We start from the raw sequence: 23,245 nt of genomic DNA, 5'->3' as shown, positions 1-23,245 counted from the left end.
GAGGATGGTTAATAAAATATGGCTCGCGCTCATCATCATCGGGTTTCTCTTTGCTGCCGTGAAAGGGGACATCGGAGTGGTCACGCAAGCGGCGTTTGATGGTGCGGCGACCGGCGTAACCGTATGTTTTGGTTTGATCAGCGTCCTGGTGTTTTGGCTTGGCATCATGCGGCTGGCTGAGGATTCAGGGCTAGTCAAGACCATTTCCCGGATGCTTGGACCGATCGTGGGGTATTTGTTCCCTGATGTCCCGAAGAACCATCCGGCCATGGGGTATATATTATCGAATATGAGCGCGAATCTGCTTGGACTCGGCAATGCGGCAACGCCCATGGGAATCCGCGCGATGCAATCGCTTCAAGAGTTGAATCCGGACAAACAGACGGCTTCTCCTGCGATGTGTACGCTTCTGGCGCTCAACACCGCCAGCATCACGCTGATTCCAACCACGCTGATAGCGATCCGGATCAATTTTCATTCCGCGAATCCGGCAGAGATTGTAGGCTCTACGCTGCTTGCCACGGCAATCGCCACGCTGGCGGCCATTGTGGCCGACCGTTGGTATCGCAAGCGCAACACTTATCGTACGCCGCCACAGGCCACGGCGCCGCCCAATATCTCGCTGAAAGGGTGAGGCACTTTGCTGGACTGGATCAATCTGATTTCCGCTTGGGCGGTTCCGGTGATGATCGCATTTATTCCGCTTTATGCTTATTTCAAAAAAGTACCGGTCTACGAATCGTTTGTGGACGGGGCCAAGGATGGCTTCTCCACCGCCATCGGCATCATCCCGCATCTGGTGGGCATGATGGTGGCGATCAGCGTGTTCCGAGCTTCAGGGGCGCTGGATTTCTTCGTCGGATGGATGGCTCCCTTGCTATCCTGGCTGCGGGTTCCGCCGGAAGTGATGCCGCTAGGCTTCCTTCGGCCTTTAACCGGGACCGGCTCACTTGCGTTCACCACCGACTTGATTAAAACCTACGGTCCGGATTCGATGATCGGCCGGATTGCCTCTACAATTCAAGGGAGTACCGATACGACGTTGTACGTCTTGACGGTTTATTTCGGCGCCGTAGGGATTCGGAATGGCCGTTATGCCTTAAAGGTTGGTTTGTTTTCAGATGTTGTTGGCTTTATCGCGGCGATCGCCGTATGCCTGCTCTTATTTGGTTAAATCCTACATATCTTGTATGAGGCCAAGTTTAAACCGCCCTCAGCTCTTCGCTGATGAGGCGGTTTTTGCAGTTTCTCCGCGCGGCTATTGTGATTTTGCCCTCCGGTGGGTATCATGTGTATGAGGTGACTTAGCGAAAATGGAAAGATTACAGAAAATATTGGCTGCCGCAGGCGTAGCTTCCCGTCGCAAATGCGAGGAATTGATTCTGAGCGGCAAAGTTCAGGTGAACGGAGAGACCGTCACGACGCTGGGCACAAAAGCGGATCCGGCTGTTGACGTCATTACCGTCGAAGGGAAAGCGATCGGCAAGGAGAAGAAGCTGTACCTTGTGTTCAACAAACCCAAAGGGGTGATCACGAGCGCTTCCGATCCCCAGGGCCGTAAAATCGTCACCGACTATCTAAAAGGAATCACCGAGCGGGTATATCCGGTAGGACGGCTCGACTATGATACCGAAGGGCTGCTGTTGCTGACCAACGACGGCGAGTTTGCTCACCTGCTGACGCATCCGAAGCATCATGTGCCGAAGACGTATCACGCAACGGTCAAAGGGGTGCCGCATGGCTCGGCACTAGACAAGCTCAAGCAAGGCGTGATGCTAGAGGATGGAATGACGGCCCCGGCAGAGGTGGAGTATCAAGACATCGATCCCGAGGGTAAATTCTCGACGATCTCGATCACCATTCATGAAGGACGAAACCGGCAGGTACGCCGTATGTTTGACGCGATCTCACATCCTGTAACGAAGCTGAAGCGCATTTCCTTTGGCGATCTGTACCTCGGCAACCTGAAGCGTGGTCTGTACCGCCATTTGACCAAGGAAGAGGTCGAAAGCCTCTATAAACAAGCCCGCACAACCACTCCCCCTACTCCAAAGCGCTAGAAATGCGGTGAAAGAGAGGGTGAGAGGCAACGGGGTGGAACGATTCTGAAAAAGCGAAGCGCCAAGGCCTTGTGATTGAACAGAAACACGGAGAGTGGCAAAAGGGGAAAATGATTCTGAAGAAGCGAAGCGTTTGCCTTTGTGAGCGGAATTCTACTTTGAAATCATAATTATAAAGAATTCCGCGAGCAACAGCGATCGTAAGAACATTTTGCCCGGCTGCCCCAGTCGTAGCCAACCATTTGTTCAAGTCAAATTAGCCTATAAGCGACAGCATGTTCGCAAGAATCTTTCACTTTACTGCCATTGCCCCACACATTCCCCCCTCATTTCCAGCGCGTCACATAATATTCATATTTCCCCGGGCTGAAACTGTGGCAAATTTCGTTATAATGTTCATAGAGTGTTCACGATTTGTTCAACACTTATGATTATTGTCATAGAAAGGAAGTTAACTATGGGGAAGGCGAGACGGCCAATCCAAATCGTTATTTTGTTGCTAATCGTCGTCCTGGGCGGCTATGCGATCGGGACTGCGGTGTCCGGCGGCGAGGCCGATAAACCAGAGCAAGGCGGTAAACCGCCGGCTTTTAAACTGCTTGGTTTGGATGGACAGGTACATACGCTGGACGACTACAAAGGCCAAACGGTGGTCCTGAACTTCTGGGCGACCTGGTGCACCTACTGTGTGAAAGAAATGCCCGCATTGCAAGCCCAGTGGGAAAAATGGCGCGATCAAGGCGTCGTTGTGCTGGGGATTAACACAGGCGAAGACGAGATGACTGTGCAAAATTTCGTCAAGCAGACCGGTGTGGATTTTCCCATTTTATATGACTCCGATAATACCACGACGCGCGATTACGGGATCGTGCCGATGCCCACGACGTTTTTTATCGGTAAGAACGGCAAAATCTCCTCCATCCATCAAGGCGAGCTGAACTTGGATACGTTGGATGACCAAATCAAGCAGCTGATGGAGCTTTGACCACGAGAGGAGGACATCATCGGTGATTCAGAATACAAAATGTGAATGCGGCCACCAGAATCGGGTAGGGACCGTGTTATGCGAAGCCTGCGGCAAACCGCTAATTGAGGACGAGCAGCCCGGCGGGCTGCTGGAGATGCGTTATGACGGGGTCGCCCGGCGATCGCAGCGAGCCAATCCTAACGTAATCGATCGGATCTGGAATTTCTTCTCCTCCGTGAAGGTGGCCATTTACCTGATCATCATCACACTCATCGGTGCGATGTTCGGCACGGTATTTGAGCAGGAGAGTAACTTTATCAACTTCGACCCGTCCACCTTTTACAAAAACAAATACGGAACGATCGGCGAAATCTATTACCGCCTAGGCCTATCCCATACGTACGAATCCTGGTGGTTTATCCTGCTGCTCGTGATGATCGGTGCTTCGCTGGTGATCTGCAGCCTGGATCGCGTGCTTCCGTTATACAAAGCGCTTTCAAAGCAAAAGGTGCGTAAGCACCTTGATTTCCTCACCCGGCAAAAAGTCGTCTACCAAGGGGAAATCGATGAAGATGGTGCTGAATGGGTTCAGCGGGCCGTACAACCTTTGCGAAAGAAGCATTACCGCGTGTATACGGACGGTAGCGCTCTACTGGCTGAGAAGCAGCGATTTAGCCGCTGGGGCCCTTACATCATTCATATCGGGTTGATCATTTTTCTGCTTGCGGTCTTGTTCCGCGGTTTGCCGGGTCTTCACTTGGACAAACACTACTGGTTTCCCGAAGGAGAGATTACACGGATTCCGGAAACTAACCTTTATCTAAAAAATGAGAAGTTTACGGTCGAATATTACAGTGAGGACGAAATGTCCGAGGATTTCAAAGCAAGGGAGAAAGTCGTGCCGAAACTGTACGAAACGCAAGCGGTCCTTTATGAATGCACGGGCGATTGCGACGATCCTTCCAAGGAGCCTCAATTGCGGGAAGTGGAGCGACATGCGATCCGGGTGAATGATCCGCTGAGTTACAAAGGTCTTCAAGCGTACCAGTTTGATTTCGATCTCACGCCGAAGCTGAGATCCGTGCAGCCGGCCTTGGTGGATGCCAAAACCGGGGAATCCTACGGTAAATTTAAACTGGATATGCGTGATCCACAACGCGAGTATGAGGTGGGTCCTTATCGATTAACGCTGCAAAATAAATATATGGATTTTTCCTTGAACGACGAGGGGCAGCCGGTATCGATCTCCGGCGAGCCTAACGCGCCAGCCTTTTTGTTTTTGATCCAGGGACCGGATCTTCCGGCAGAAGGCGCGCAGTACATTTACTTTCCCAAGCAGGTCGACAAGGAGCGGTTTCAGCAGGAGGCGATTAACCAGCAGCTTGGCGGAGTGCAGTCGAAGCTGCAGCTGGACGTCCTTGGGATGGAGGACGTGGATTTTATCGAAGCGTCCAGTTACTTGAACATCCGGATCGACCGGGCGATGCCGTTTGTTTGGTTGGGGCTCGGAATTGTGATGCTTGGGTTGATTTTAGGGTTTTACTGGCAGCATCGCCGAATTTGGCTGCGTGTGGACGACCGTCAGTTGACGTTGGGCGGACACACAACGAAAAATTGGTTTGGCATGCGCCGCGAAGTGTCTGGGTTCCTGAAGTTGATGGGCCTGGAAGCGGATGAGAAGTCATTGGAAAACAGGGGGAAACGTCCATGAACTTTCTAGAAATCAGTAGAGTCGCATTTATGACGGCCTTTTTGCTATATTGCGCGGCTTTTATTTTCTATGTGGTGGCTGTAACGGGGAAAACGTGGCGTAATCGCGATCCGGTGCGCCATGAAACTAAATGGGGACGTTTGTCGTTTGGCGTCTCCTCGCTGGGGCTGTTGTCGCATCTTGTGTACTGCGCTACGCGCTGGGCCTACAGCGGACATGTGCCGGTCAGCAATATGTACGAATTTATGTCGTTCTTGTCTATGATGATTATGGTGGCGTTCACCATCATCTTTATCATTTACCGGAAAATTCTGCTCGGGGTGTTTGCGCTCCCGCTGGCGATTCTAATTATGGCCTATGCCGCGGTTTTTCCGCAGGACGTACAGCCATTAATACCATCGCTCCGCTCCATTTGGCTTTATATCCACGTCACGCTGGCAGCCACCGGCGAGTCATTTTTCGCCGTCGGGTTTATCGCTGGATTGATGTACCTGCTGCGCGCCGTGGACTTCAAGGCTACCGATCGGCCTGGTCGGCGGCAAAAATGGTGGGTTGAATTTACGCTTTTTTCTATTATTATAGTATTGGGCTTTATTGTTTCCGTTTTCGCCTTTCGGGCAGCCGGATATGAAGCCGTCTTCGTACAAAATCAGACAACGATTGACAGCCAAGTAGATCAGGATAGTACAATAGAGGATAAAGAAATCTATAATCTGCCGCCGATCGTCGGTCCGCATCAAAGTGAACCGGAGCAAATTCAGCCGTTCCTTGGAATTACAAAGCCGTTATTCGAGGCACCTGCCTGGATGAAAGGGGAAACGGCGGGCCGCAAGCTGAACACGGTCATTTGGGCAATACTAACGGGTATCGTGCTTTATGTGCTGCTTCGTTTAATTTTGCGCAAACCGCTTGGTTCGGCCCTATCACCGGCGCTTCGGGCCATCGATCCGGATGATCTGGATGAGATCAGTTACCGGGCGATTGCGATTGGGTTCCCCATCTTTACGCTGGGGGCGCTCGTATTTGCCATGATCTGGGCGCAGCAGGCCTGGGGCAGATTCTGGGGCTGGGATCCGAAGGAAGTTTGGGCGCTGATTACCTGGCTCTTTTACAGTGCTTATCTGCATTTGCGCTTGTCGCGAGGGTTTCAGGGACGCAAGGCTTCGTGGCTAGCCGTCTTGGGATTTCTGGTTGTAATGTTTACGCTGGTAGGGGTGAATTTGATCATCGCGGGTCTGCACTCCTACGCGGGTACCGATTAACCAAGCAAGTAGACCATATGGACTGCTCAACAGATTGGGTAAGATGATGAAGGGGTTGTTGTTAATGTCAGATCAAGCAAACCGCATTCTGGTAGTCGATGACGAGGAGCGGATTCGCCGGCTGCTGAAAATGTACTTGGAAAAAGAAGGCTACGAAATCGATGAAGCCGAAGACGGAGAGACCGCCTTGAAAATGGCGACCTCCGGCGATTATGGGTTGATTCTGCTCGACGTCATGCTGCCGGGCATTGACGGCGTCGAGGTCTGTAACCGTTTGAGACAAGTCAAAGCAACCCCGGTGCTGATGCTGACGGCCAAGGGCGAGGAAATTAACCGCGTCCAGGGCTTTGAGGTCGGAGCGGACGATTATGTCGTGAAGCCGTTTAGCCCTCGAGAGGTCATCTACCGGGTCAAAGCGATTATGCGACGCGCTTCAGCAACGGCCTATTTAACTAAAGAAAGCGGGACTAGCAACAATATCGTGTTCCCTCATCTCGTTATAGAGCATGACGCCCACCGGGTAACCGCCAGCGGCCAAGAAGTCAGCTTAACGCCAAAGGAATATGAGCTGCTGCATTATCTGGCGGTTTCGCCGGATAAGGTATTTTCCCGGGAAGAGTTACTGAAGGACGTATGGAATTACGAGTTCTTTGGCGATTTGCGCACGGTTGACACACATGTCAAACGGCTGCGCGAGAAGCTGAACAAGGTATCGCCGGAATCCGCCGCCATGATCACGACCGTATGGGGCGTGGGTTACAAGCTGGAGGTTTCGAAATAAGTGAACTTCTGGAGAACGCTCGTCGGTAAGCTGTGGATCACGATCATTTGCTTGGTAGCCTGCGTCCTGATGCTGATGGGGCTGTTCCTCCTGCCGTATATCGATACGAATTTTACGAACTCCGGAGCGGTCAAACGTTTGTTTGTGATCGTCTCAATGATCGGATTTTCGCTCACTACGTTTTTTGCGTTGTTTCTGTTCACAAAGATTACCCAACCGATGCAACAGCTCATCCAGGCTGCAGATTCGGTACGCAAGGGGAAATACGACACCCGTTTGTCGCTTCGCACAAGCGATGAGATTGGCGAACTAGCGATTACGTTTAATCATATGGCGGAGGAGCTCGAGAATACGATCCGCAGCCTGAAGCATGAGAAAGAGCATCTGTCCAGCGTCCTGCGCAGCATGAACGATGCCGTGATCACCTTAGATCGAGAGGGATATGTGATCCTAACCAATCCACCGGGCGATCGGATTCTGCAAATGTGGGGCGATCTGACCGAGGAAGAGGGGGAGGACCGGCCTGTGCTTACTGGAGAAGGGCAGGTGGTTCCGCAACCGCTGCTACCGATGTTTCGCCGGCTCCTGAATCAGGAGAACGACCAGAAGATGAACGTACATGTCATGAAGGGCGTTTGGTCCGTGCATATGGCCCCGCTATCCTCGGACGGCGAGGTTCGCGGGGCGGTCGCTGTGCTTCGCGATGTGACGGAAGAGGTAAGTCTGGAGAAGATGCGCCGCGATTTTGTTGCGAATGTATCCCATGAAATCCGGACCCCGCTCTCGATGATGCAAGGCTACAGCGAGGCGTTGTTGGACGGCATGGCGTCGTCCCCGGAAGAAAGCGCGGAGCTGGCTCAAGTCATTCATGACGAGTCCTTGCGGATGGGGCGGCTTGTTCGTGACCTGCTGGATCTGGCCCGCATGGAGGCGGGGCATACGGATATGGTCATGCGTCAGATTGACTTCCGCGAGTTGGCCGAGCGGGTGGATCGTAAGTTTCAAGTGCGGGCTAAGGAGAACGGCGTTGAGCTCGCGCTGGAACTGAGCGAAGGGGGACTGAAGCTGCAAGCCGATGAAGACCGGCTGGAGCAAGTGCTGACCAACCTGCTGGACAATGCTTTCCGGCATACGCCGGAAGGAGGGAAAGTGGCGGTAACGGCTCGCATAGAACCGGGAGCGCAAGGCAAGCAGCTTCACGTGAGCGTGGCGGATACCGGAGTGGGCATCCCCAGCGATGATTTACGGTTTATCTTCGATCGTTTCTATAAAGCCGACAAGGCCCGGGTTCGCGGTGAAAACGGCGGTACGGGTTTGGGGCTTTCGATTGTCAAGAATATCATTGACGCTCATCATGGCTCGATCTGGGCCGATAGTGAAATCGGCAAAGGCACGGCTTTTCATTTCTTGCTTCCTGTCGAATCGGGACAAACCACGTAATCAACAAAAAACATCCTTCGCGAAGAAGGATGTTTTTTTGTTGAATGCCGCAGATAAATCTTGTTCACCGTGGAACAATCCTCGGAATTTCAAACCAATTAGGCAAAAATGATATGCTGTGCTTTGTTCAGTTCGGGAAGCTTTGTCAATTCGTCGAGCACTTCCTTCGTCACGGCCTTATCGACGGTCAGCACCATGATGGCTTCGCCGCCAACCAGCTTCCGTCCCACCTGCATGGAGGCGATGTTGACGTCGTTCTTGCCGAGCAGGGTACCTACATGACCGATGATCCCCGGCTTGTCGTTATGCGAGATGAAGATCAGATGGCCTTCCGGCGCAACGTCGACCGGGAATTTGTCGATCTGTACGATCCGTGCGCCATACCCGTTAAGAAGCGTACCGGCAACCCGGCGCTCCGCTCCGTCTTGAGCCTTCAGCGTCACCGAGATCAGGTTGGTGAAACCTTTGGTGGCCGAAGCCTGCGATACGACAACGTTGATGTCGCGGACTTTCGCCAGATGCATCGAGTTGACAATATTGACGTCTCCGGCGAAATGGCGGGACAACACCCCTTTGATAATGTAGCGGGTGAGCGGTTGGGTATCGACTTCCGCCAGATCCCCAGCGTAGTCGACATGGATTTCCTTCACAGCTTGATTGTTCAGCTGGGACAGGAAAATCCCGATTTTCTCGCCAAGCTCAAAGTAAGGCTGCAGTTTGTTCATGACGCTGGCGGCTACCGGCGGCATGTTGACGGCATTTTTGAACGGCTCGTTGCGCAGGATATGGAGAACCTGCTCTGAGACGTCGATCGCCACGTTCTCTTGGGCTTCTACAGTTGAGGCGCCAAGGTGCGGGGTTACGATAATTTTCGGATGGTTCAGGAAAGGATGATCGGCTTCCGGCGGTTCCTTCTCGAACACGTCGAAGGCAGCCCCGGCGACGATGCCCTGATCGATCGCTTCAACCAGCGCCATTTCGTCAATGATGCCGCCGCGGGCGCAGTTGACGATACGCATGCCTTTTTTCATCACCTCAAACTGCGGACGCGCGATCATATGCTTGGTCTCCGGCGTTAATGGCGTATGCACGGTCATGAAGTCGGCATTGCGAATGATTTCATCCACGGTGGCCAGCTTCACGCCTAGCTTCTCGGCACGATCCTCGGTGAGGAACGGGTCATACCCGAGGATATCCATGCCAAACGCTTTGGCCCGCTTGGCAACCTCGCTGCCGATCCGGCCCATGCCCAGCACGCCCAACGTTTTGTTGCGCAGCTCCACGCCCAGGAACTTACGGTCCCATTCGCCGTTAATCGTTTTGGCGTAAGCTTGAGGAATATGGCGAGCCAATGCCATCATCATCGCAAATGCGTGCTCGCAGGTCGTAATCGTATTGCCGTCTGGAGCGTTAATGACGATGATCCCGCGCTTCGTTGCGGCCTCCAGATTAATGTTGTCGACCCCGACGCCTGCGCGGCCGATGACTTTCAAGCGGGTCCCGGCTTCCATGATTTTTTCGGTTACTTTCGTTTGGCTGCGGACCAGAAGACCGTCATATTGCGGAATGATCTGCACCAATTCGTCTTCGCTGAGACCTGGCTTCTTATCGACCTCAACGTCGGCTGCATCCATCAGCTGCTGAATTCCCAAGTCACTGATCGGATCCGATACTAACACTTTAAACATGATTATTGACCCTCCTAAAAGTTTTATATAGCAAGGCTTCCTGGAAAGTCGACATGCATCGCTTTCATCGGAAGCATAAGCTGACGGGTTTCAGAGGAAATGTCCTCCAGTGACGCTGTGTCCTATCACCGCGCAAAAGAACGGAGGTACCTAAGGACGTGAAGATCGTTGTCCGCGTTCGTTTACAAGCTGCGCTTGATAAACTAAAAAAACTCTCGATCCGCACACTACTTCCGTAGTAAGGGACGAGAGTTCATCGTGGTACCACCCTAATTCGCTGCGCCTTCACAGAAGCAGCCTCAGTTGTCATTGCTGACAGAACGATAACGGGTTCACCGGCTGCGCCTACTCAAGAATTCAACGCAGCGACTCGGGAGCGCTAAAGCATTCGTTCCGCTACCGGTTTGCAGCACCACCGGCTCTCTGGAAGCTTTCCGAACACTTTTTTCCTTCAACGTGTTTCATCAAATGTAATTTTTCATAATGTAACACGGTCCCCGGCAAAGTGTCAACACTAACCTGAACATTTTTATAAAGATAGACGGTTGTCGTTCGGATTTTGACTAAACTTGAATCCGCCTAAAATTTTGGTTATGATTTTACTAATGTCGAAAAGCGTCTGATTCCGGCGACAAGCCGCAAGGCCTAATCCTCCGCAAAGAACGGCAGCTCCGGCAGCGATTCGGAGGCATAATACGTTGACTTCCATTTGACGAATTCCTTGTTTTTAACGGCGTCCGTTTCTGTCAAAACCTTAACGATCGAGGCAACGGAGGTCAATTTCAGTGCATCGGCCTTTCCGCTTCCGATCAATTGATCGATTTTAGCGGTCAGATCCTGCGGCAGATAAGATACATATAGCTGATCGTTCACCATCATGTCGGTGATTGCTTTGTTTTTAACGGCTAGCGAATATCCGGTCCATTCCTTGGTCCCGATGTTATTTTTAATAGTGAATTCGGTGGGGACGCCGGTTTTTGTTTTCGCGGTCCACTTCAGAATGGAGGAATAATATTTCTTTTGCGCTTGCAGGCCGTAGTTTTTGGCGCTTACCGTGAATTCGTCCTGGTTAACCACTTTGGCCAGCTCCGCGCCTTTCTTGCTTCCTGCCTTGGTTTTGATCTGGTCCATACTGTCCTCAAACAGCTTCAAGCTTCTTAAATAGTCAGTTTGTGCCTCTTTCAGCAAGGGGGAGGAATCTGCAATGGACTGTGCGGCGATTTGTTCATAGCTGGCCTTCGCTTTCTCGCAGATTTCCTTCATCGCGTCCGCAGAGACCGATTTCGAGGTGCTTCGAGACATGTCATCGACCAATGTGAGATAGTCTTCTTTGAACTGTTGATAAGGCTGGAACACCACGTAGTAGAACGTGACCAAATCCTGTTGTTGATAAGAGCTTTCGTTTTCTTCTCCAATCGGCGTAGTTTTTAAATAAGCGTACTTGGCTTCCGTCTTGTCAATGCCGATGTTCAGCCCCAGGAAGAAGGTTCCGAACGCGATCACCAGAGTGGCGAGAAAACCAAGTACAAACAGCATTTCAAATTTGGCATTATTTTTACGAATCATGAGGATGCTCCTTACCATTTTGAATTGAATACGCTAATATAATATAAAGGACAGGGTTTGACAAAAACTATGAAAAAGTTCAAATTGCGCGACGTAAAAATCCAAAAAGTCGACCCCGGTCAGCTGAATGATCGTTTGCTGCTTATTAATTTGTATTTAACGCAAGGACTTACTTTATTTATCGGTCTGGTGATTCTGTTATTTCAGAAAAGAAACCCGATTCACCTGTTCGACATTCCGAAAAGTGTCGAATTTTTGTACTGGGGGGCAGGGTTAGCCGCGGTGATGTTTGGTGCGGATATGCTGTTATCCCGGTTTATCTCTGAGGAGAGTATGGACGACGGGGGCATTAACTCGCTGCTCTTTCGCCAACGGCCGATTTGGCATATCGCCGTGATTTCGGCGGTTGTGGCCGTATGCGAGGAGCTCTTGTTTCGGGGAGCGATCCAGCATGGGATCGGTCCATATTGGACGAGTATCCTATTCGCGGCGATTCATGTCCGTTATCTTCGGCACTGGATTCCAACGGCATGGGTGTTCGCGAGCAGCTATGGTCTCGGGTTTATTTATGTACAAACAGGGACGCTTTGGGCGCCGATCCTATGTCACTTCCTGATCGACCTGGTATCGGGACTGGTGATTAAATTTCGGAGGGAGTCATGAACGAGCATTTAAGCCGAAAGGACCGTTATGGTCAGCCAAATCGAGTGAAACGCAGCGGCGGTTCCGTGGGCTCATGGAGTCTTGCCTCCGGAATAGCAGCGCCTCAGCCTACCCCGGAAGCGCTGGCAGCGGGTGACGATCTGCCAACCTCAATCCTTCGTTCCAGAGGCGATCTGGCGGGGGTTGAGATTGAGCCCCCCCTCACCCGCGAGGAGAAGAAGCCGGCGATCGGTGACGAGACGATGGTTCGGCTGCTGATCCCGCGGATGTCGTCCCCCGAGGAACGACGGCGGGGGCAAATGCCGCAGGCTCCGTCATTGCTGGAGCCGGTCAAATCGAGCGCCGCGCGTGAGGGTAAGTTCGAGTCTGCCGCCGTCGCCGCATTAGCCAAATTGAAGGAACCGATTCGCTCGTCGGCGTTCTCTTCGACCCCGAATTTCAGAATGACATATACAGATGATGGGCAGGACGATAAATTGGGGCGTAGGTTTACGATGTCGGGTGGAGAGACTCCGGCTAGTCCGGGAATAGATCCGGAAGTGAATCCGGAAGTGGATCTGCTGCCTACACGTAAAGAACTGTTTCCGTCGCAGCGTATAAAAATGACCCGTTGGTTCTACAATTCGCTTCTATATATTTTTGTCATCATTCTCATTTATTTGTTATGGTGGGGCGTAAGCGATTCTCCTTGGGGGAAGAGCCATGGGTTATCTTAGGGAAGACACCAAAAACCGTCAGGGAAGTCCTGACGGTTTTTTTGCGTATTCTTATTTGGTACCTCCGGATTCCGCCTCGACGGGAGCAGGTCCGATGCTCCGCGGGTCAACAAATCCATACCCTTTCTGTTCCAGTTGGGTCAGCAATTCATCCAATGCCTCTACGGTCCAAGGAAGCTCGTGCATCAGAATGTTGCTTCCGGCATGAAGCTGTTCAAGTACATTGGCGATAACTGCCTCCGGCTTGTTTTTGTTTTTGCTGTCCCAGTCGAGGGAACCGTTGGACCAGGTCATGTAAATCAGGTCGTTGTCGTCCGCAATTTGATGCGTAGTTTCGTTGCCGGATCCGAAGGGCGGGCGGAAAAACCGGGGCGCTTCGCCGATCGTTTCTTCTACGATATTTTGCACGTCCTCGATCTGTTTGCGCATGTTTGCTGCGGATTCTTTCTTCAAGTTGATGTGGTCCCAGCTATGATTGCCGATGATTTGTCCGCGTTCTTGAATCAGCTGCAGCAATTCGGGATGAGCTTTCACACGGTATCCGTTGACGAAAAAGATCGCTTTCGCTTGATGCTTATCCAGCGTATCGATCAGTCCGTCGATCATTTCCTTTTCCTTCGGCCCGTCGTCAAACGTCAGTAACACGACCTTCTTGTCCACGGTCTCCACATTGGGAACAACGTTATACGCCTTATTAATGTGGTACAGCAGCGGAGGAACTTCTGCTTCGGAGCCCTCCTCATTGCTATCCACCTCGGCAGCATTGCCGGGTGAGCCGGATGAATTGCCGGAAGGCGCTCCCGAATCGGCTGGGGTCGAGCTTTCAAGCTGTCCGTCAGCCTGTCCGGCTTCATTGCTGTCCCCCAGTGCGGTCGCTTCAGCAGGGGAAGTCACATTTTGGTTGGATGTGGTTTGTTTCGTTGGTGCATCAGTTTGGCCGCATGAGCTAAGAATAAGACAAGCGGCGGCGATGGGCAGGAGTTTCTTGTGGAGCAAAGGAGTCATCTCGCTTTCCTGTATTTATGCCGCATGAGTTTAAGGCAAACCGCGAACACTACAGATGATTTTAACATAACCAAGGAGGTTTTTTACGTGAAATCTTCCTCATTTTTAGGCGGTATCCTGGTTGGCGTCTTCGCCGCGATGTGGGCATCGAGACGGAAGCAAAGCCTGATGTCGGTGATGAACGGCGCAGGGTCGGCCCTGAAGTTTGCAGGGATGACCTCGAATCGTCATGAAACCCCCACCGAAGATATCTCGGCAGCGCTGAAGACGGAAGGTCCAGCTTCTGAAACCGTCACAAAGGCAAAAGGGGCAGACAACGCCCAGGTGTATCCCAGTTCCGGCACGGTATCAGCGACCGGTACGAATCATTCGAAGGAATACAGTCTAAAGCAGCTGACGGATTTTATTAAAGGCGATGCGGATGTTCGCCGTGAAGTCGAAGCCATCCTCAAGGAGACGAAAACACCGGTTCCAGGACTGTAATAAGACTGCCCGCAAACCCGCTCAAGAATCATTTTCTGCCCCCTTACCGGGGGATCGGAAAATGATTCTTTTTTGGTCTATTTTAAAGCGTGCATTTAGAGGAAATAAGTGATAACATACATACAAAGAACCATTTCCAGCACATTTAACAGCAGGTTTCATAATCTGTTTATAACACGGCATAGAGAGAGGAGGATCCTGTATGAAGATAGAACGACTAGGCCAGGATAAGATACGGATTTTCCTCACGTTTGACGATTTAAGCGAACGCGGTATACAGAAAGAGGACATGTGGCAAGAAATTCCCAAAGTCCATGACCTGTTCACCGAAATGATGGATCAGGCTTATAACGAAGTGGGCTTTGATGCCACCGGGCCTTTGGCTGTGGAAGTGTTCGCCCTTCCTGCACAAGGAATGGTCGTCATCGTAACGCGCGGCAAATACGATCACCATCAGCACGGGATCGGCTCGCCTTATGAGGATGAACTGCCGGAAGAAGTATACGAGATGGAAGTCACGCTGGAGCAAAGCGATACGATTTTGTATTCCTTTGACGATTTCGAAAATTTAATCGAAGCGGCACATGTGCTTAAGACGATGCTTCAGAATGCCGGCAGACTGTATAAATATAATGGGAAATGGGTTCTTCAGCTGGAGCCGGAGGAATTGGAGGAGGGCAAACACCCTGCTTTAATCGCGGTGCTAGCTGAGTTTGGCGAAGCGACATCAGTAACGACAGCGATGCTGGAGGAGTACGGGAATTTGATCATGGCCGACCATGCGGTGGACACGATTTGCAGCCACTTCAAGCGCCAGGATTAATTTGGATGTATCCGACGAAGGCATCCTCGTGAATTCATATGAGAGAGACGAAGAACAGCAAGCGGCGAATAAGGGGGGATAACCGTTGCTCTTTTTCTCAATAGCAAGCGCAGCGGTTGCTCCCGGTATTGCACTGCTAACTTATTTTTATCTCAAGGACAAGTATGATGCGGAACCGTTGCATATGGTCATCAAGGTGTTCCTGCTTGGCTTTCTGATCGTATTACCGGTCATGATCATCCAGCGGGGATTGACGATGTGGCTGGGCGATGGCCCTCTGGTGACGGCGTTTGGCATTTCGGCTGGTGTTGAGGAAGTCCTGAAATGGTTTGTGCTCTTTCATATGATATACAATCATACGGAGTTCGATGAGCCGTATGATGGGATTTTATATGCAGTCGCCATCTCATTGGGCTTTGCCACGGTCGAGAATGTCTTGTATGCTTTGGCGAGCCACGCCTCGATTGGTACCATGATCGTTCGGGCGTTACTTCCAGTGTCCGGTCACGCCATGTTTGGCGTCATGATGGGGTATTACTTGGGCCGGGCGAAATTTTCAACCGGTCGGTCAAGCCAGAAGTTCCTGGTTTTTTCGTTAGTTTTCCCGTTGTTCTGGCACGGGGTATATGACTGGATTTTAAACAACACGACACAATACTGGATTTGGTTTATCGTGCCGCTCATGGCCTTCTTATGGTATGGAGGTCTTGGCAAGGTGTACCGGGCCAACAATCGATCCCCTTTCCGGTTAACGCCCGGAGCCAAGGGGCAAGACTAATTTATGAAAGAATAGGGCATCCTGATTCTAGCGATTCGCGCGTCTGCAGTTTGGCGGAGCGCGAAGTTGAATAGAAGGGGGTGCCTTTTTTCGTGCGCGTCAAGGTTAGAATAACTTGTAAAGCGTGCGGCGAGCGGTTCGTATTGCGCGGCAAAAAAGAACGCGGCCATATCGATACCGGCTTCAAGCAATGCTTATGCAACAATCAACACGACTTCGAGATCGAAGAAGAGGCCCAGTAAAGTCAGTTTGGCCGCAGCGGAGCGTAGCTGGAAGCTACGTGAGCCGCGGAGAGACCGGGTGAATCCAAGATCCGATGACGAATAGGCTCCAAAGAATTGCAGCGTGATCGGAAGACACCTTTTTGAACTACCTTATTATAATGCATAAAGTTCTTTCCTTCTTGTCACACTAATCCCAACCTAGTTGAAGAAGGGAGAGAGCATAAGCCCAATGTACAAACGACTGAGTGCGATCCTGTTTCCGGTGACCGCGGTATTGTTGATCGGCGCCCTGGTATGGGGGTATCAAGAGAACCAGGAGAAAAACTCGATTCTGATCAAGGCGGAAAACCAATATCAGCGGGCTTTTCACGATTTGTCCTATCACGTGGATAAGCTCCATAGCGAGCTGGGCAACACCCTGGCGGTAAATTCAGCCTCGACCGGGTCGCAGCGTAAAGGATTGGTTAACGTATGGCGGATCACCAGCGAGGCGCAAAATGAAATCAACCAACTCCCCTTAACCTTGCTCCCGTTTAATAAAACGGAAGAATTTCTGTCGCGGATCGCTAAGTTTTCCTATCAAACCGCCATTCGCGATTTAACCAAGCAGCCGCTGAGTGAGAATGAAATGAAGAACCTGAAGGAGCTATATAAAAGTTCGGCGCAAATCGCCCAAGACCTTCAGGGGGTACAAAACAAAGTTATCGCCAACCGGCTGCGTTGGATGGACGTTGAGACGGCGCTGGCCAGCGAAAAAGAGCCGCGGGACAATACCATTATCGACGGCTTTAAAACCGTGGACAAAAAGGTCGGTGAATATCCGGAACTGGATTGGGGACCGTCGATCTCCAGCATGTATAATAAACGCTCGGTGAAGAAGCTGGGCGGAAGTCCGATCACAGTCGAGGAAATCAAACGCAAAACGGCGGATTTTACCGGTGTTCAGAATGCGGGTGCGATCCAGGTCGTGGAGAACGGGAAAGGTACGGAGTGGGCTTCGTATACCGCGAACCTGAAGAACGACAAAGGCGGGGAGTCCTGGTCGCTCGATTTTACCCGGAACGGCGGTCATTTAATCTCCTATGTCTACCATCGCCAACTTGGACCTAAAGCGGTGGAGGTTGGTACCGCAAGGGAACGGGCCACCGAGTTTCTGGAGAATAAGGGGTATCCCGGGCTGACAGCGGTTTCCTACGATGAGTTTGATAACGAAGGAAACTTTACGTTCGTTAGCAAACAAGGCGACGTGCTGATTTATCCGGAGAAAATCACGATTCGTGTGGCCTTGGATAACGGGCAAGTGACCGGGATGCAGGCGAGCGACTATGTATATGAACGAGAAAGCCGCGAAAAAGTAGGAAAGCCAAAACTGACGTTAGAACAGGCGCGTAAATTTTTGAACCCGGAATATAAGGAGAGATACCATCGCCTCGCTCTCATTGAGAACGAGCAGTCAGAGAAGGTGCTGACCTACGAATTCGGCGGTGCGATCAACGGATCGCAATACAAAATCTACATCAACGCCGAGAACGGCAACGAAGAGATTGTCGAAGAGATTCGAAACCGCAACAATAAGGGAGGAGCTACACCTTCTTAAAGGCAGTATCACAAGGAATGTTCCGGTCCTCCGGAAGATTCCTTTTTGGTTTGCGGAGAAGAAATTAGGCCCAGCTGCGCCTCGCCATGCTATAATCAGGAGGTAGCAATACTACCATGGTATAGGGCGGTGGGGAAACTTGTTTCCTAAAGTGAACGATCTCGTATACATTCAAGTCGCTTCGGCGGACAAGCCAAGTGAAGAGAAGGAGTGTAAATCACGGATCGCGGACGTAGAGGAAGAGTCGTTTTTGATCGAGGTGCCGATCGAAAGCGGTAACGGACGCATCAAGAAACTGTACATCGGGGACGAGTTATCCGTTTATTTTTTGACGGAATCTGGAGTGAAAAACTACTTTAATACATACGTGCTGGGCTTCGCTGATGATGTCGTCCAATTGGTGCGCATTCGTAAACCCGAGCCGGATTCAATTACAAAAATCCAACGGCGTAATTTTTTGCGAGTGGTTGCGGAATTGGAAATTGCCGTTCTCATGAAGGATGGCGTCCGCTTCGTTACTCATACAGAGGATGTTGGCGGCGGCGGGGTTTCGTTGATCTGTAACAGCGAATTTAAGCTGGCTCAAGGGGATCAGCTGTTTTGTTGGCTGCTAATCCCGTTTAAGAACGGTACGATAGACCATGTTCCATTTGAAGCCGAGGTGGTCCGTACGAAGAAGCTGGAGACGGGGCGTACCGTCGTGATGCTCAAATTCGTCAGCATTTCGGATCTGGAGCGGCAGAAGCTGATTCGGTATTGCTTCGAACGGCAGTTTGATTTCAAAAATCGCTGATTTCGGCCGCACGAGGGCGATTCTCTTTTTCCCTAGATGGATAAGCTAGACTTGAACGCGCAGGATCAAACGGATAAGCGTGAGTCGATTTAGGGAGTAGGGAGGGATGCCGAATGAAACGGCCCCAGGAAGATGAAATCTATACGGAGTTGTTTCTGTCATTTTCAGAGAAGGCGGAAACCTGGTTAAAGCGGGGGGTACTGGTGCTGCTCACGATCTTATGTTTGTTTCAGGTGCTGCTGCGGGTTCCGGAACTGCGATATTTTCTCGCCTCGGCAGAAAAATACGAAGGGGTACCGATTCGCCGGGAGCAGGGCGAATAAACACAGACGCGAGTGCGATTCTTTTGCATCCCTTTGCTATCTGTGGTATAATTTTCACGTCGCAGGCAATGCCTGCTTTTTTCTTGAGGATTTGTTTTGAGGAGGAATGCCCCTTTGGCAAGCGAGACGTCTACAACCCATGATAAAATCAACATCGCGATCGACGGTCCTGCGGGGGCAGGGAAAAGTACGATAGCTCGAATGGTTGCCGGCAGATTGCATTATGTGTATGTCGATACAGGTGCGATGTACCGGGCAGCGACATGGCATTTTCTGCAGAAGGGTGTCGGACCGGACGAAGTGGACAAAGTGCTGCGTGATTTACCTGAACTGGATATTGAATTGTTGCCCGGAGATCAAGGACAACAGGTTCGGGTGAACGGTCAGGACGTTACGGAGCAAATCCGCTCGTTGGCCGTGAATGCCCAGGTGTCCCGATATGCGCAAATCGAGGGGCTGCGCGAACGGCTTGTCTCTTTGCAGCGGCAAATGGCTTTGCGCAAAGGCGTCGTCATGGATGGACGCGATATCGGCACTTGCGTTTTACCCGATGCGGAAGTGAAGGTGTTTATGACCGCGAGCGTTGAGGAGCGGGCACGCCGCCGGTACAAGGAAATGAAAGAGCAGGACGAAATTTCGTTCGAAGAGCTCGTGCGATCGATCGAGGAGCGGGACCGGCTGGACCGGGAGCGGGAGGTTTCCCCACTGCGCCAGGCGGAGGATGCCCGATTGTTGGATACGACGCACATGACCTTGGACGAGGTGGCCGACCATATCGTATCTTTGTGCAGAACCTATGGAAGTGAGAGTTGAACCTGAATGATCTATCGTTTTTGTCGAAGTGTACTTCGGATCCTCTACAAGCTGGCTTTTCGTCTTGAAGTTACCGGCTTGGAACATATCCCAAGTGAGGGTGGAGTGCTCTTGTGCTCCAACCACATCGCCTTGCTTGATCCGCCGACCATCGGTATCATGTTGAAACGCAAGGTGCATTTTATGGCCAAACAGGAGCTGTTTCAAGTCTTCGGTTTCGGTTGGCTGATCCGACAGCTCGGCGCTTTTCCCGTTAAGCGGGGAGGCGTGAGCAAAGAATCGATCAAGACCTCGCTAACTCTGCTCCGCAATGGCCATGTGATGGGTATTTTTCCTGAAGGCCGACGGGTTAAAGGGGCCGAGGAGAGTATGATCGGCAAGAAAGGGGCGGCAACCTTCGCGCTCCGCAGCGACGCAACGGTGATTCCGGTCGCGATTATTGGCACTTATAAAATGTTTCAAAAAATGCGCGTCGTATACGGACCACCGGTAGATCTAACGGAATTCAAAGAAAGCGGCGGGCCTGACGCGGCCGAGCGGGCCACGGAGAAAATTATGGCCAGCATCGCCGAGCTCAAGAAACGTTAATTTCTTCTTGCCTTTACCCGGATGGGATGCATGAAGGCGGAAGACATTAGGGAAGCTATACCTTAAAGGCAAGTTTTGAACTTCGCTACAAGTGGAAGTTTGGAAAGTCAGGTTTTTGCTTCATGAGCCAAAGATGACTTTTTGAACAACCTTTAGAGCGGGTTTAAATAAATGGGTTTTTGAATTGAGGAGGTTATTGACATGTCGGAAGAAACAAAAAATGTTCAAGAAGCTGCGGAAGTCGCAAGCCAGGATGAGATGGAACAAATCGTCTCTTTGAAAAAAGGGGACACCGTCAAAGGAACGATCGTCAAAATCGAAGATAACCAAGCTTACGTAAGCATTGGATATAAATACGACGGTGTTATTCCTATCCGTGAGCTGTCCTCCGTACACCTGGACAACGCTGCAGACGCTGTAGCAGTAGGTCAGGAAGTCGAAACGAAAGTGGTCAGCATCGACGACGAGAAGGAGCGCCTGGTGCTTTCCAAACGCGCGATCGACAGCGAGAACGCTTGGGAAGAGCTGGAGAACAAGTTCCAAAACGGCGAAACGTTTGAAGTAACGGTGGCTGACGTCGTTAAAGGCGGGATTGTTGCTGACGTAGGCGTACGCGGCTTCATTCCGGCATCGATGGTGGAGCGCCACTTCGTTGAGGATTTCAGCGACTATAAAGGCCGTACGCTGCGCGTGAAAGTTAAAGAACTTGATCGCGAGAACAACAAAGTGATCCTTTCCCAAAAGGATGTGCTTGACGAAGAGTTCGAAGCGAACAAACTGAAGGTTATGGCTGACTTGAAAGAAGGTCAAGTTCTCGAAGGAACGGTTCAACGCTTGACTCAATTTGGTGCATTTGTTGATGTAGGCGGCGTAGACGGATTGGTACACGTATCCGAAATCGCTTGGAACCATGTCGACAAGCCAGCTGATGTCCTGTCCGAAGGCGACAAAGTGAACGTTAAGGTACTTAAAGTCGATCCGGAAAAAGGCAAAATCAGCCTCTCGATCAAAGCGGCACAACCGGGTCCTTGGGATACTGCGGCCGAGCAATTCCACACCGGTGACATCGTCAGCGGCGAAGTGAAACGCCTCGTGAACTTTGGCGCTTTCGTGGAAATTGCACCGGGGGTAGAAGGACTTGTTCATATCTCTCAAATTTCCCATAAACATATCGGTACTCCGCATGAAGTGCTGAAAGAAGGCCAAACGGTACAGGTGAAGGTGCTTGACGTGAACCCAAGCGAAAAACGGGTAAGCCTCAGCATCAAGGAAACGGAAGAAGCTCCGGCTCCTGCACCGAAGAGTGAAAGACCTTCCAAAGGCAGCAGCGTGAGAAAAGAAGATTTGGGCGACAACCCTAACGTATCGCTGAGCAACCAAGGCCTGAGCATCACGCTGGGCGAACGCTTCGGCGACAAACTCAGCAAACTGAAATAATCAGGTAAATGTAGCTCGAACATCGGCGGACCCTGAAGAAGCGGGTTCGCCGTTTTTTGTTTGTTCCCCGAGTTAGCCAAGCCATCGTTTTTTTGCTATGATGAATAACGTGTATCCGCAAACAAACGAGTGAAACCTATATAGAAGAAATGAAAACGACTTGTAAGGGTTGAAAAATACGAATTAGGAGGGATGTCTATGGCAAGACCCGTTGTGGCCATTGTAGGGAGGCCAAACGTGGGGAAATCCACGATATTTAATCGGATAATTGGAGACCGTCTGGCTATTGTTGAAGACAAGCCTGGGATCACGCGTGACCGGATTTACGGCGCATCGGAATGGAACGGGAAAGCGTTCAGCATCATCGATACCGGGGGGATTGAGCTCGACGATGAGGAGCCGATTTTAAAATCGATCCGCATGCAGGCGGAGCTGGCCATCGAAGAGGCGGACGTGATCGTATTTATGTGCGACGCCAAAGCGGGGGTGACGTCATCGGACGAGGAAGTTGCCAATTTGCTGTATCGTTCGGGCAAGCCGGTGATCGTTGCCGTAAATAAGGTGGATAATATCGGCCGCGTCGATAACATCTACGAATTTTACAACTTGGGTTTTGGAGATCCGATCGGAGTTTCGGGAAGCCACGGCACCGGAATCGGCGACCTGCTTGACGCGATTGCCGACAATCTGCCGGAACTGGCGGATGACGAGTACGATGAGGATGTGATCCGCGTCGCTCTGATCGGGCGGCCTAATGTCGGCAAATCCTCGTTGGTGAACGCGATTCTTGGAGAAGAGCGGGTTATCGTCAGCGATATTGCGGGAACTACGCGCGATGCGATCGATACGCCTTTTGAGAAGGATGGCCAGCGTTATGTGCTGATCGATACGGCCGGTATGCGGAAGCGCGGGAAGGTATATGAAACGACGGAGAAATACAGCGTCATGCGCGCGATGAAAGCAATCGAGCGGGCGGATGTGGTACTGGTGCTGATCAACGGCGAGGAAGGTATCATCGAGCAGGATAAGCATATCGCCGGATATGCCTACGAAGCGGGTAAAGCTTCCATTTTCGTCGTGAACAAATGGGACGTGGTTGAGAAAGACGATAAAACCATGCATCAATTCGAGCAAAAAATCCGCGACCATTTTCTATTCATGACCTACGCACCGGTTGTCTTCTTGTCGGCCAAAACGAAGCAGCGCTTACACAAACTGTTGCCGGTGGTTCAACATGTAGCGGATCAGCATACCAAACGTGTGCAAACCCATCTGTTAAACGATGTTGTGTCCGATGCCATCGCCATTAATCCTCCGCCTACGGATAAGGGACGGCGTCTGCGGATCAACTATGTGACGCAAGTCGCGGTCAAACCGCCGACGATTGTGGTGTTCGTCAACGATCCGGAGCTGATGCACTTCTCCTATGAACGGTATTTGGAGAATAAAATTCGGGCCGCGTTCGATTTTGAGGGAACACCAATCCGGCTGTTTACACGTCGTAAGTCTGATGAAGGTTAGGGGAGA

24 protein-coding genes and 1 other annotated feature are annotated in these 23,245 nt (G+C 51.3%); of the genes, 21 read left to right on the top strand and 3 right to left on the bottom strand.

What is annotated here, in order from left to right; translation table 11 throughout:
* Positions 1 to 4 precede the first annotated feature (4 nt).
* The 8 genes from BN3277_RS13500 to BN3277_RS13465 all read left to right on the top strand — a co-directional run bounded on the left by BN3277_RS13500 (position 5) and on the right by BN3277_RS13465 (position 8,221).
* Positions 5 to 634 (top strand): nucleoside recognition domain-containing protein, encoded by a 630-nt coding sequence (locus BN3277_RS13500; protein ID WP_059043466.1) that lies wholly within the window; start codon positions 5 to 7, stop codon positions 632 to 634.
* A 6-nt stretch (positions 635 to 640) separates the two neighbouring features.
* Entirely contained in the window at positions 641 to 1,174 is a 534-nt protein-coding gene (locus tag BN3277_RS13495) for a spore maturation protein (protein ID WP_059043465.1), read from the top strand.
* 139 nt (positions 1,175 to 1,313) lie between these two features.
* Positions 1,314 to 2,060 carry a pseudouridine synthase gene (locus tag BN3277_RS13490; RefSeq protein ID WP_059043463.1) on the top strand — a complete coding sequence of 249 codons (747 nt, stop codon included), beginning with the start codon at positions 1,314 to 1,316 and terminating at the stop codon, positions 2,058 to 2,060.
* 457 nt (positions 2,061 to 2,517) lie between these two features.
* Entirely contained in the window at positions 2,518 to 3,045 is a 528-nt protein-coding gene (locus BN3277_RS13485) for a peroxiredoxin family protein (protein WP_059043461.1), read from the top strand.
* A gap of 22 nt (positions 3,046 to 3,067) precedes the next feature.
* Positions 3,068 to 4,738 carry a cytochrome c biogenesis protein ResB gene (gene resB / locus BN3277_RS13480; RefSeq protein WP_059043459.1) on the top strand — a complete coding sequence of 557 codons (1,671 nt, stop codon included), beginning with the start codon at positions 3,068 to 3,070 and terminating at the stop codon, positions 4,736 to 4,738.
* A complete protein-coding gene (gene ccsA / locus BN3277_RS13475; RefSeq protein ID WP_059043458.1) occupies positions 4,735 to 6,000 on the top strand; it encodes a cytochrome c biogenesis protein CcsA in 1,266 nt (421 codons plus the stop codon). Before resB ends, ccsA begins: the two co-directional genes overlap by 4 nt.
* 64 nt (positions 6,001 to 6,064) lie before the next feature.
* On the top strand, positions 6,065 to 6,781 hold the full coding sequence (locus tag BN3277_RS13470; RefSeq protein ID WP_059043456.1) for a response regulator transcription factor: 717 nt from the start codon (positions 6,065 to 6,067) through the stop codon (positions 6,779 to 6,781).
* Positions 6,782 to 8,221, top strand: a complete 1,440-nt coding sequence (locus BN3277_RS13465) for an ATP-binding protein (protein ID WP_059043455.1) — start codon at positions 6,782 to 6,784, stop codon at positions 8,219 to 8,221.
* 98 nt (positions 8,222 to 8,319) lie between these two features.
* On the opposite strand, the gene serA is transcribed toward BN3277_RS13465, so the two are convergent.
* On the bottom strand, positions 8,320 to 9,909 hold the full coding sequence (gene serA / locus BN3277_RS13460; protein ID WP_059043453.1) for a phosphoglycerate dehydrogenase: 1,590 nt from the start codon (positions 9,907 to 9,909) through the stop codon (positions 8,320 to 8,322).
* 238 nt (positions 9,910 to 10,147) lie between these two features.
* Positions 10,148 to 10,373 (bottom strand) — a binding site (T-box leader).
* A gap of 181 nt (positions 10,374 to 10,554) precedes the next feature.
* Positions 10,555 to 11,475 carry a hypothetical protein gene (locus tag BN3277_RS13455; RefSeq protein WP_059043452.1) on the bottom strand — a complete coding sequence of 307 codons (921 nt, stop codon included), beginning with the start codon at positions 11,473 to 11,475 and terminating at the stop codon, positions 10,555 to 10,557.
* A gap of 69 nt (positions 11,476 to 11,544) precedes the next feature.
* Between BN3277_RS13455 and BN3277_RS13450 the strand changes: the two genes are divergently transcribed.
* Together BN3277_RS13450 and BN3277_RS13445 are read left to right on the top strand one after the other, a co-directional pair.
* On the top strand, positions 11,545 to 12,138 hold the full coding sequence (locus BN3277_RS13450) for a CPBP family intramembrane glutamic endopeptidase (protein WP_059043450.1): 594 nt from the start codon (positions 11,545 to 11,547) through the stop codon (positions 12,136 to 12,138).
* Positions 12,135 to 12,854, top strand: a complete 720-nt coding sequence (locus BN3277_RS13445; RefSeq protein WP_059043449.1) for a hypothetical protein — start codon at positions 12,135 to 12,137, stop codon at positions 12,852 to 12,854. The genes BN3277_RS13450 and BN3277_RS13445 overlap by 4 nt, the downstream gene beginning before the upstream one ends.
* A 51-nt stretch (positions 12,855 to 12,905) precedes the next feature.
* On the opposite strand, the gene BN3277_RS13440 is transcribed toward BN3277_RS13445, so the two are convergent.
* Positions 12,906 to 13,859 (bottom strand): polysaccharide deacetylase family protein, encoded by a 954-nt coding sequence (locus BN3277_RS13440; RefSeq protein WP_059043448.1) that lies wholly within the window; start codon positions 13,857 to 13,859, stop codon positions 12,906 to 12,908.
* Between the two features lie 87 nt (positions 13,860 to 13,946).
* Between BN3277_RS13440 and BN3277_RS13435 the strand changes: the two genes are divergently transcribed.
* From BN3277_RS13435 to der, 11 genes are all read left to right on the top strand, one after another.
* Positions 13,947 to 14,342, top strand: a complete 396-nt coding sequence (locus BN3277_RS13435; RefSeq protein ID WP_232436423.1) for a hypothetical protein — start codon at positions 13,947 to 13,949, stop codon at positions 14,340 to 14,342.
* 202 nt (positions 14,343 to 14,544) lie between these two features.
* On the top strand, positions 14,545 to 15,165 hold the full coding sequence (locus BN3277_RS13430) for a genetic competence negative regulator (protein ID WP_059043445.1): 621 nt from the start codon (positions 14,545 to 14,547) through the stop codon (positions 15,163 to 15,165).
* A gap of 85 nt (positions 15,166 to 15,250) precedes the next feature.
* Positions 15,251 to 15,943 (top strand): glutamic-type intramembrane protease PrsW, encoded by a 693-nt coding sequence (gene prsW, locus BN3277_RS13425; RefSeq protein WP_059043443.1) that lies wholly within the window; start codon positions 15,251 to 15,253, stop codon positions 15,941 to 15,943.
* 92 nt (positions 15,944 to 16,035) lie between these two features.
* Positions 16,036 to 16,185, top strand: a complete 150-nt coding sequence (locus BN3277_RS25790; protein ID WP_187380075.1) for a hypothetical protein — start codon at positions 16,036 to 16,038, stop codon at positions 16,183 to 16,185.
* 211 nt (positions 16,186 to 16,396) lie between these two features.
* Entirely contained in the window at positions 16,397 to 17,764 is a 1,368-nt protein-coding gene (gene ypeB / locus BN3277_RS13420) for a germination protein YpeB (protein WP_059043441.1), read from the top strand.
* Positions 17,765 to 17,903: 139 nt separating this feature from the next.
* Positions 17,904 to 18,557 (top strand): flagellar brake protein, encoded by a 654-nt coding sequence (locus BN3277_RS13415; RefSeq protein WP_059043439.1) that lies wholly within the window; start codon positions 17,904 to 17,906, stop codon positions 18,555 to 18,557.
* A gap of 113 nt (positions 18,558 to 18,670) precedes the next feature.
* Entirely contained in the window at positions 18,671 to 18,880 is a 210-nt protein-coding gene (locus BN3277_RS13410; protein WP_059043437.1) for a hypothetical protein, read from the top strand.
* Positions 18,881 to 18,994: 114 nt separating this feature from the next.
* Entirely contained in the window at positions 18,995 to 19,693 is a 699-nt protein-coding gene (cmk, locus tag BN3277_RS13405) for a (d)CMP kinase (protein WP_059043435.1), read from the top strand.
* A gap of 6 nt (positions 19,694 to 19,699) precedes the next feature.
* Positions 19,700 to 20,281, top strand: a complete 582-nt coding sequence (locus BN3277_RS13400) for a lysophospholipid acyltransferase family protein (RefSeq protein ID WP_059043432.1) — start codon at positions 19,700 to 19,702, stop codon at positions 20,279 to 20,281.
* A 201-nt stretch (positions 20,282 to 20,482) separates the two neighbouring features.
* On the top strand, positions 20,483 to 21,718 hold the full coding sequence (gene rpsA / locus BN3277_RS13395; RefSeq protein ID WP_059043431.1) for a 30S ribosomal protein S1: 1,236 nt from the start codon (positions 20,483 to 20,485) through the stop codon (positions 21,716 to 21,718).
* Positions 21,719 to 21,916: 198 nt separating this feature from the next.
* Positions 21,917 to 23,239, top strand: a complete 1,323-nt coding sequence (der, locus tag BN3277_RS13390) for a ribosome biogenesis GTPase Der (RefSeq protein WP_059043429.1) — start codon at positions 21,917 to 21,919, stop codon at positions 23,237 to 23,239.
* Positions 23,240 to 23,245: the final 6 nt, after the last annotated feature.

This window comes from Paenibacillus rubinfantis (genome assembly GCF_001486505.1).
In the GTDB taxonomy this organism is placed as follows: Bacteria; Bacillota; Bacilli; order Paenibacillales; family Paenibacillaceae; genus Fontibacillus; species Fontibacillus rubinfantis.
This window is presented reverse-complemented; position numbering and strand designations above follow the sequence as displayed.

Coding starts and splice junctions, on each gene's coding strand:
- BN3277_RS13500 (WP_059043466.1), top strand. CDS start 5: ATGGTTAATAAAATATGGCTCGCGCTCATCATCATCGGGTTTCTCTTT.
- BN3277_RS13490 (WP_059043463.1), top strand. CDS start 1,314: ATGGAAAGATTACAGAAAATATTGGCTGCCGCAGGCGTAGCTTCCCGT.
- BN3277_RS13485 (WP_059043461.1), top strand. CDS start 2,518: ATGGGGAAGGCGAGACGGCCAATCCAAATCGTTATTTTGTTGCTAATC.
- ccsA (WP_059043458.1), top strand. CDS start 4,735: ATGAACTTTCTAGAAATCAGTAGAGTCGCATTTATGACGGCCTTTTTG.
- BN3277_RS13470 (WP_059043456.1), top strand. CDS start 6,065: ATGTCAGATCAAGCAAACCGCATTCTGGTAGTCGATGACGAGGAGCGG.
- serA (WP_059043453.1), bottom strand. CDS start 9,909: ATGTTTAAAGTGTTAGTATCGGATCCGATCAGTGACTTGGGAATTCAG.
- BN3277_RS13455 (WP_059043452.1), bottom strand. CDS start 11,475: ATGATTCGTAAAAATAATGCCAAATTTGAAATGCTGTTTGTACTTGGT.
- BN3277_RS13450 (WP_059043450.1), top strand. CDS start 11,545: ATGAAAAAGTTCAAATTGCGCGACGTAAAAATCCAAAAAGTCGACCCC.
- BN3277_RS13445 (WP_059043449.1), top strand. CDS start 12,135: ATGAACGAGCATTTAAGCCGAAAGGACCGTTATGGTCAGCCAAATCGA.
- BN3277_RS13440 (WP_059043448.1), bottom strand. CDS start 13,859: ATGACTCCTTTGCTCCACAAGAAACTCCTGCCCATCGCCGCCGCTTGT.
- BN3277_RS13430 (WP_059043445.1), top strand. CDS start 14,545: ATGAAGATAGAACGACTAGGCCAGGATAAGATACGGATTTTCCTCACG.
- ypeB (WP_059043441.1), top strand. CDS start 16,397: ATGTACAAACGACTGAGTGCGATCCTGTTTCCGGTGACCGCGGTATTG.
- BN3277_RS13410 (WP_059043437.1), top strand. CDS start 18,671: ATGAAACGGCCCCAGGAAGATGAAATCTATACGGAGTTGTTTCTGTCA.
- BN3277_RS13400 (WP_059043432.1), top strand. CDS start 19,700: ATGATCTATCGTTTTTGTCGAAGTGTACTTCGGATCCTCTACAAGCTG.
- rpsA (WP_059043431.1), top strand. CDS start 20,483: ATGTCGGAAGAAACAAAAAATGTTCAAGAAGCTGCGGAAGTCGCAAGC.
- der (WP_059043429.1), top strand. CDS start 21,917: ATGGCAAGACCCGTTGTGGCCATTGTAGGGAGGCCAAACGTGGGGAAA.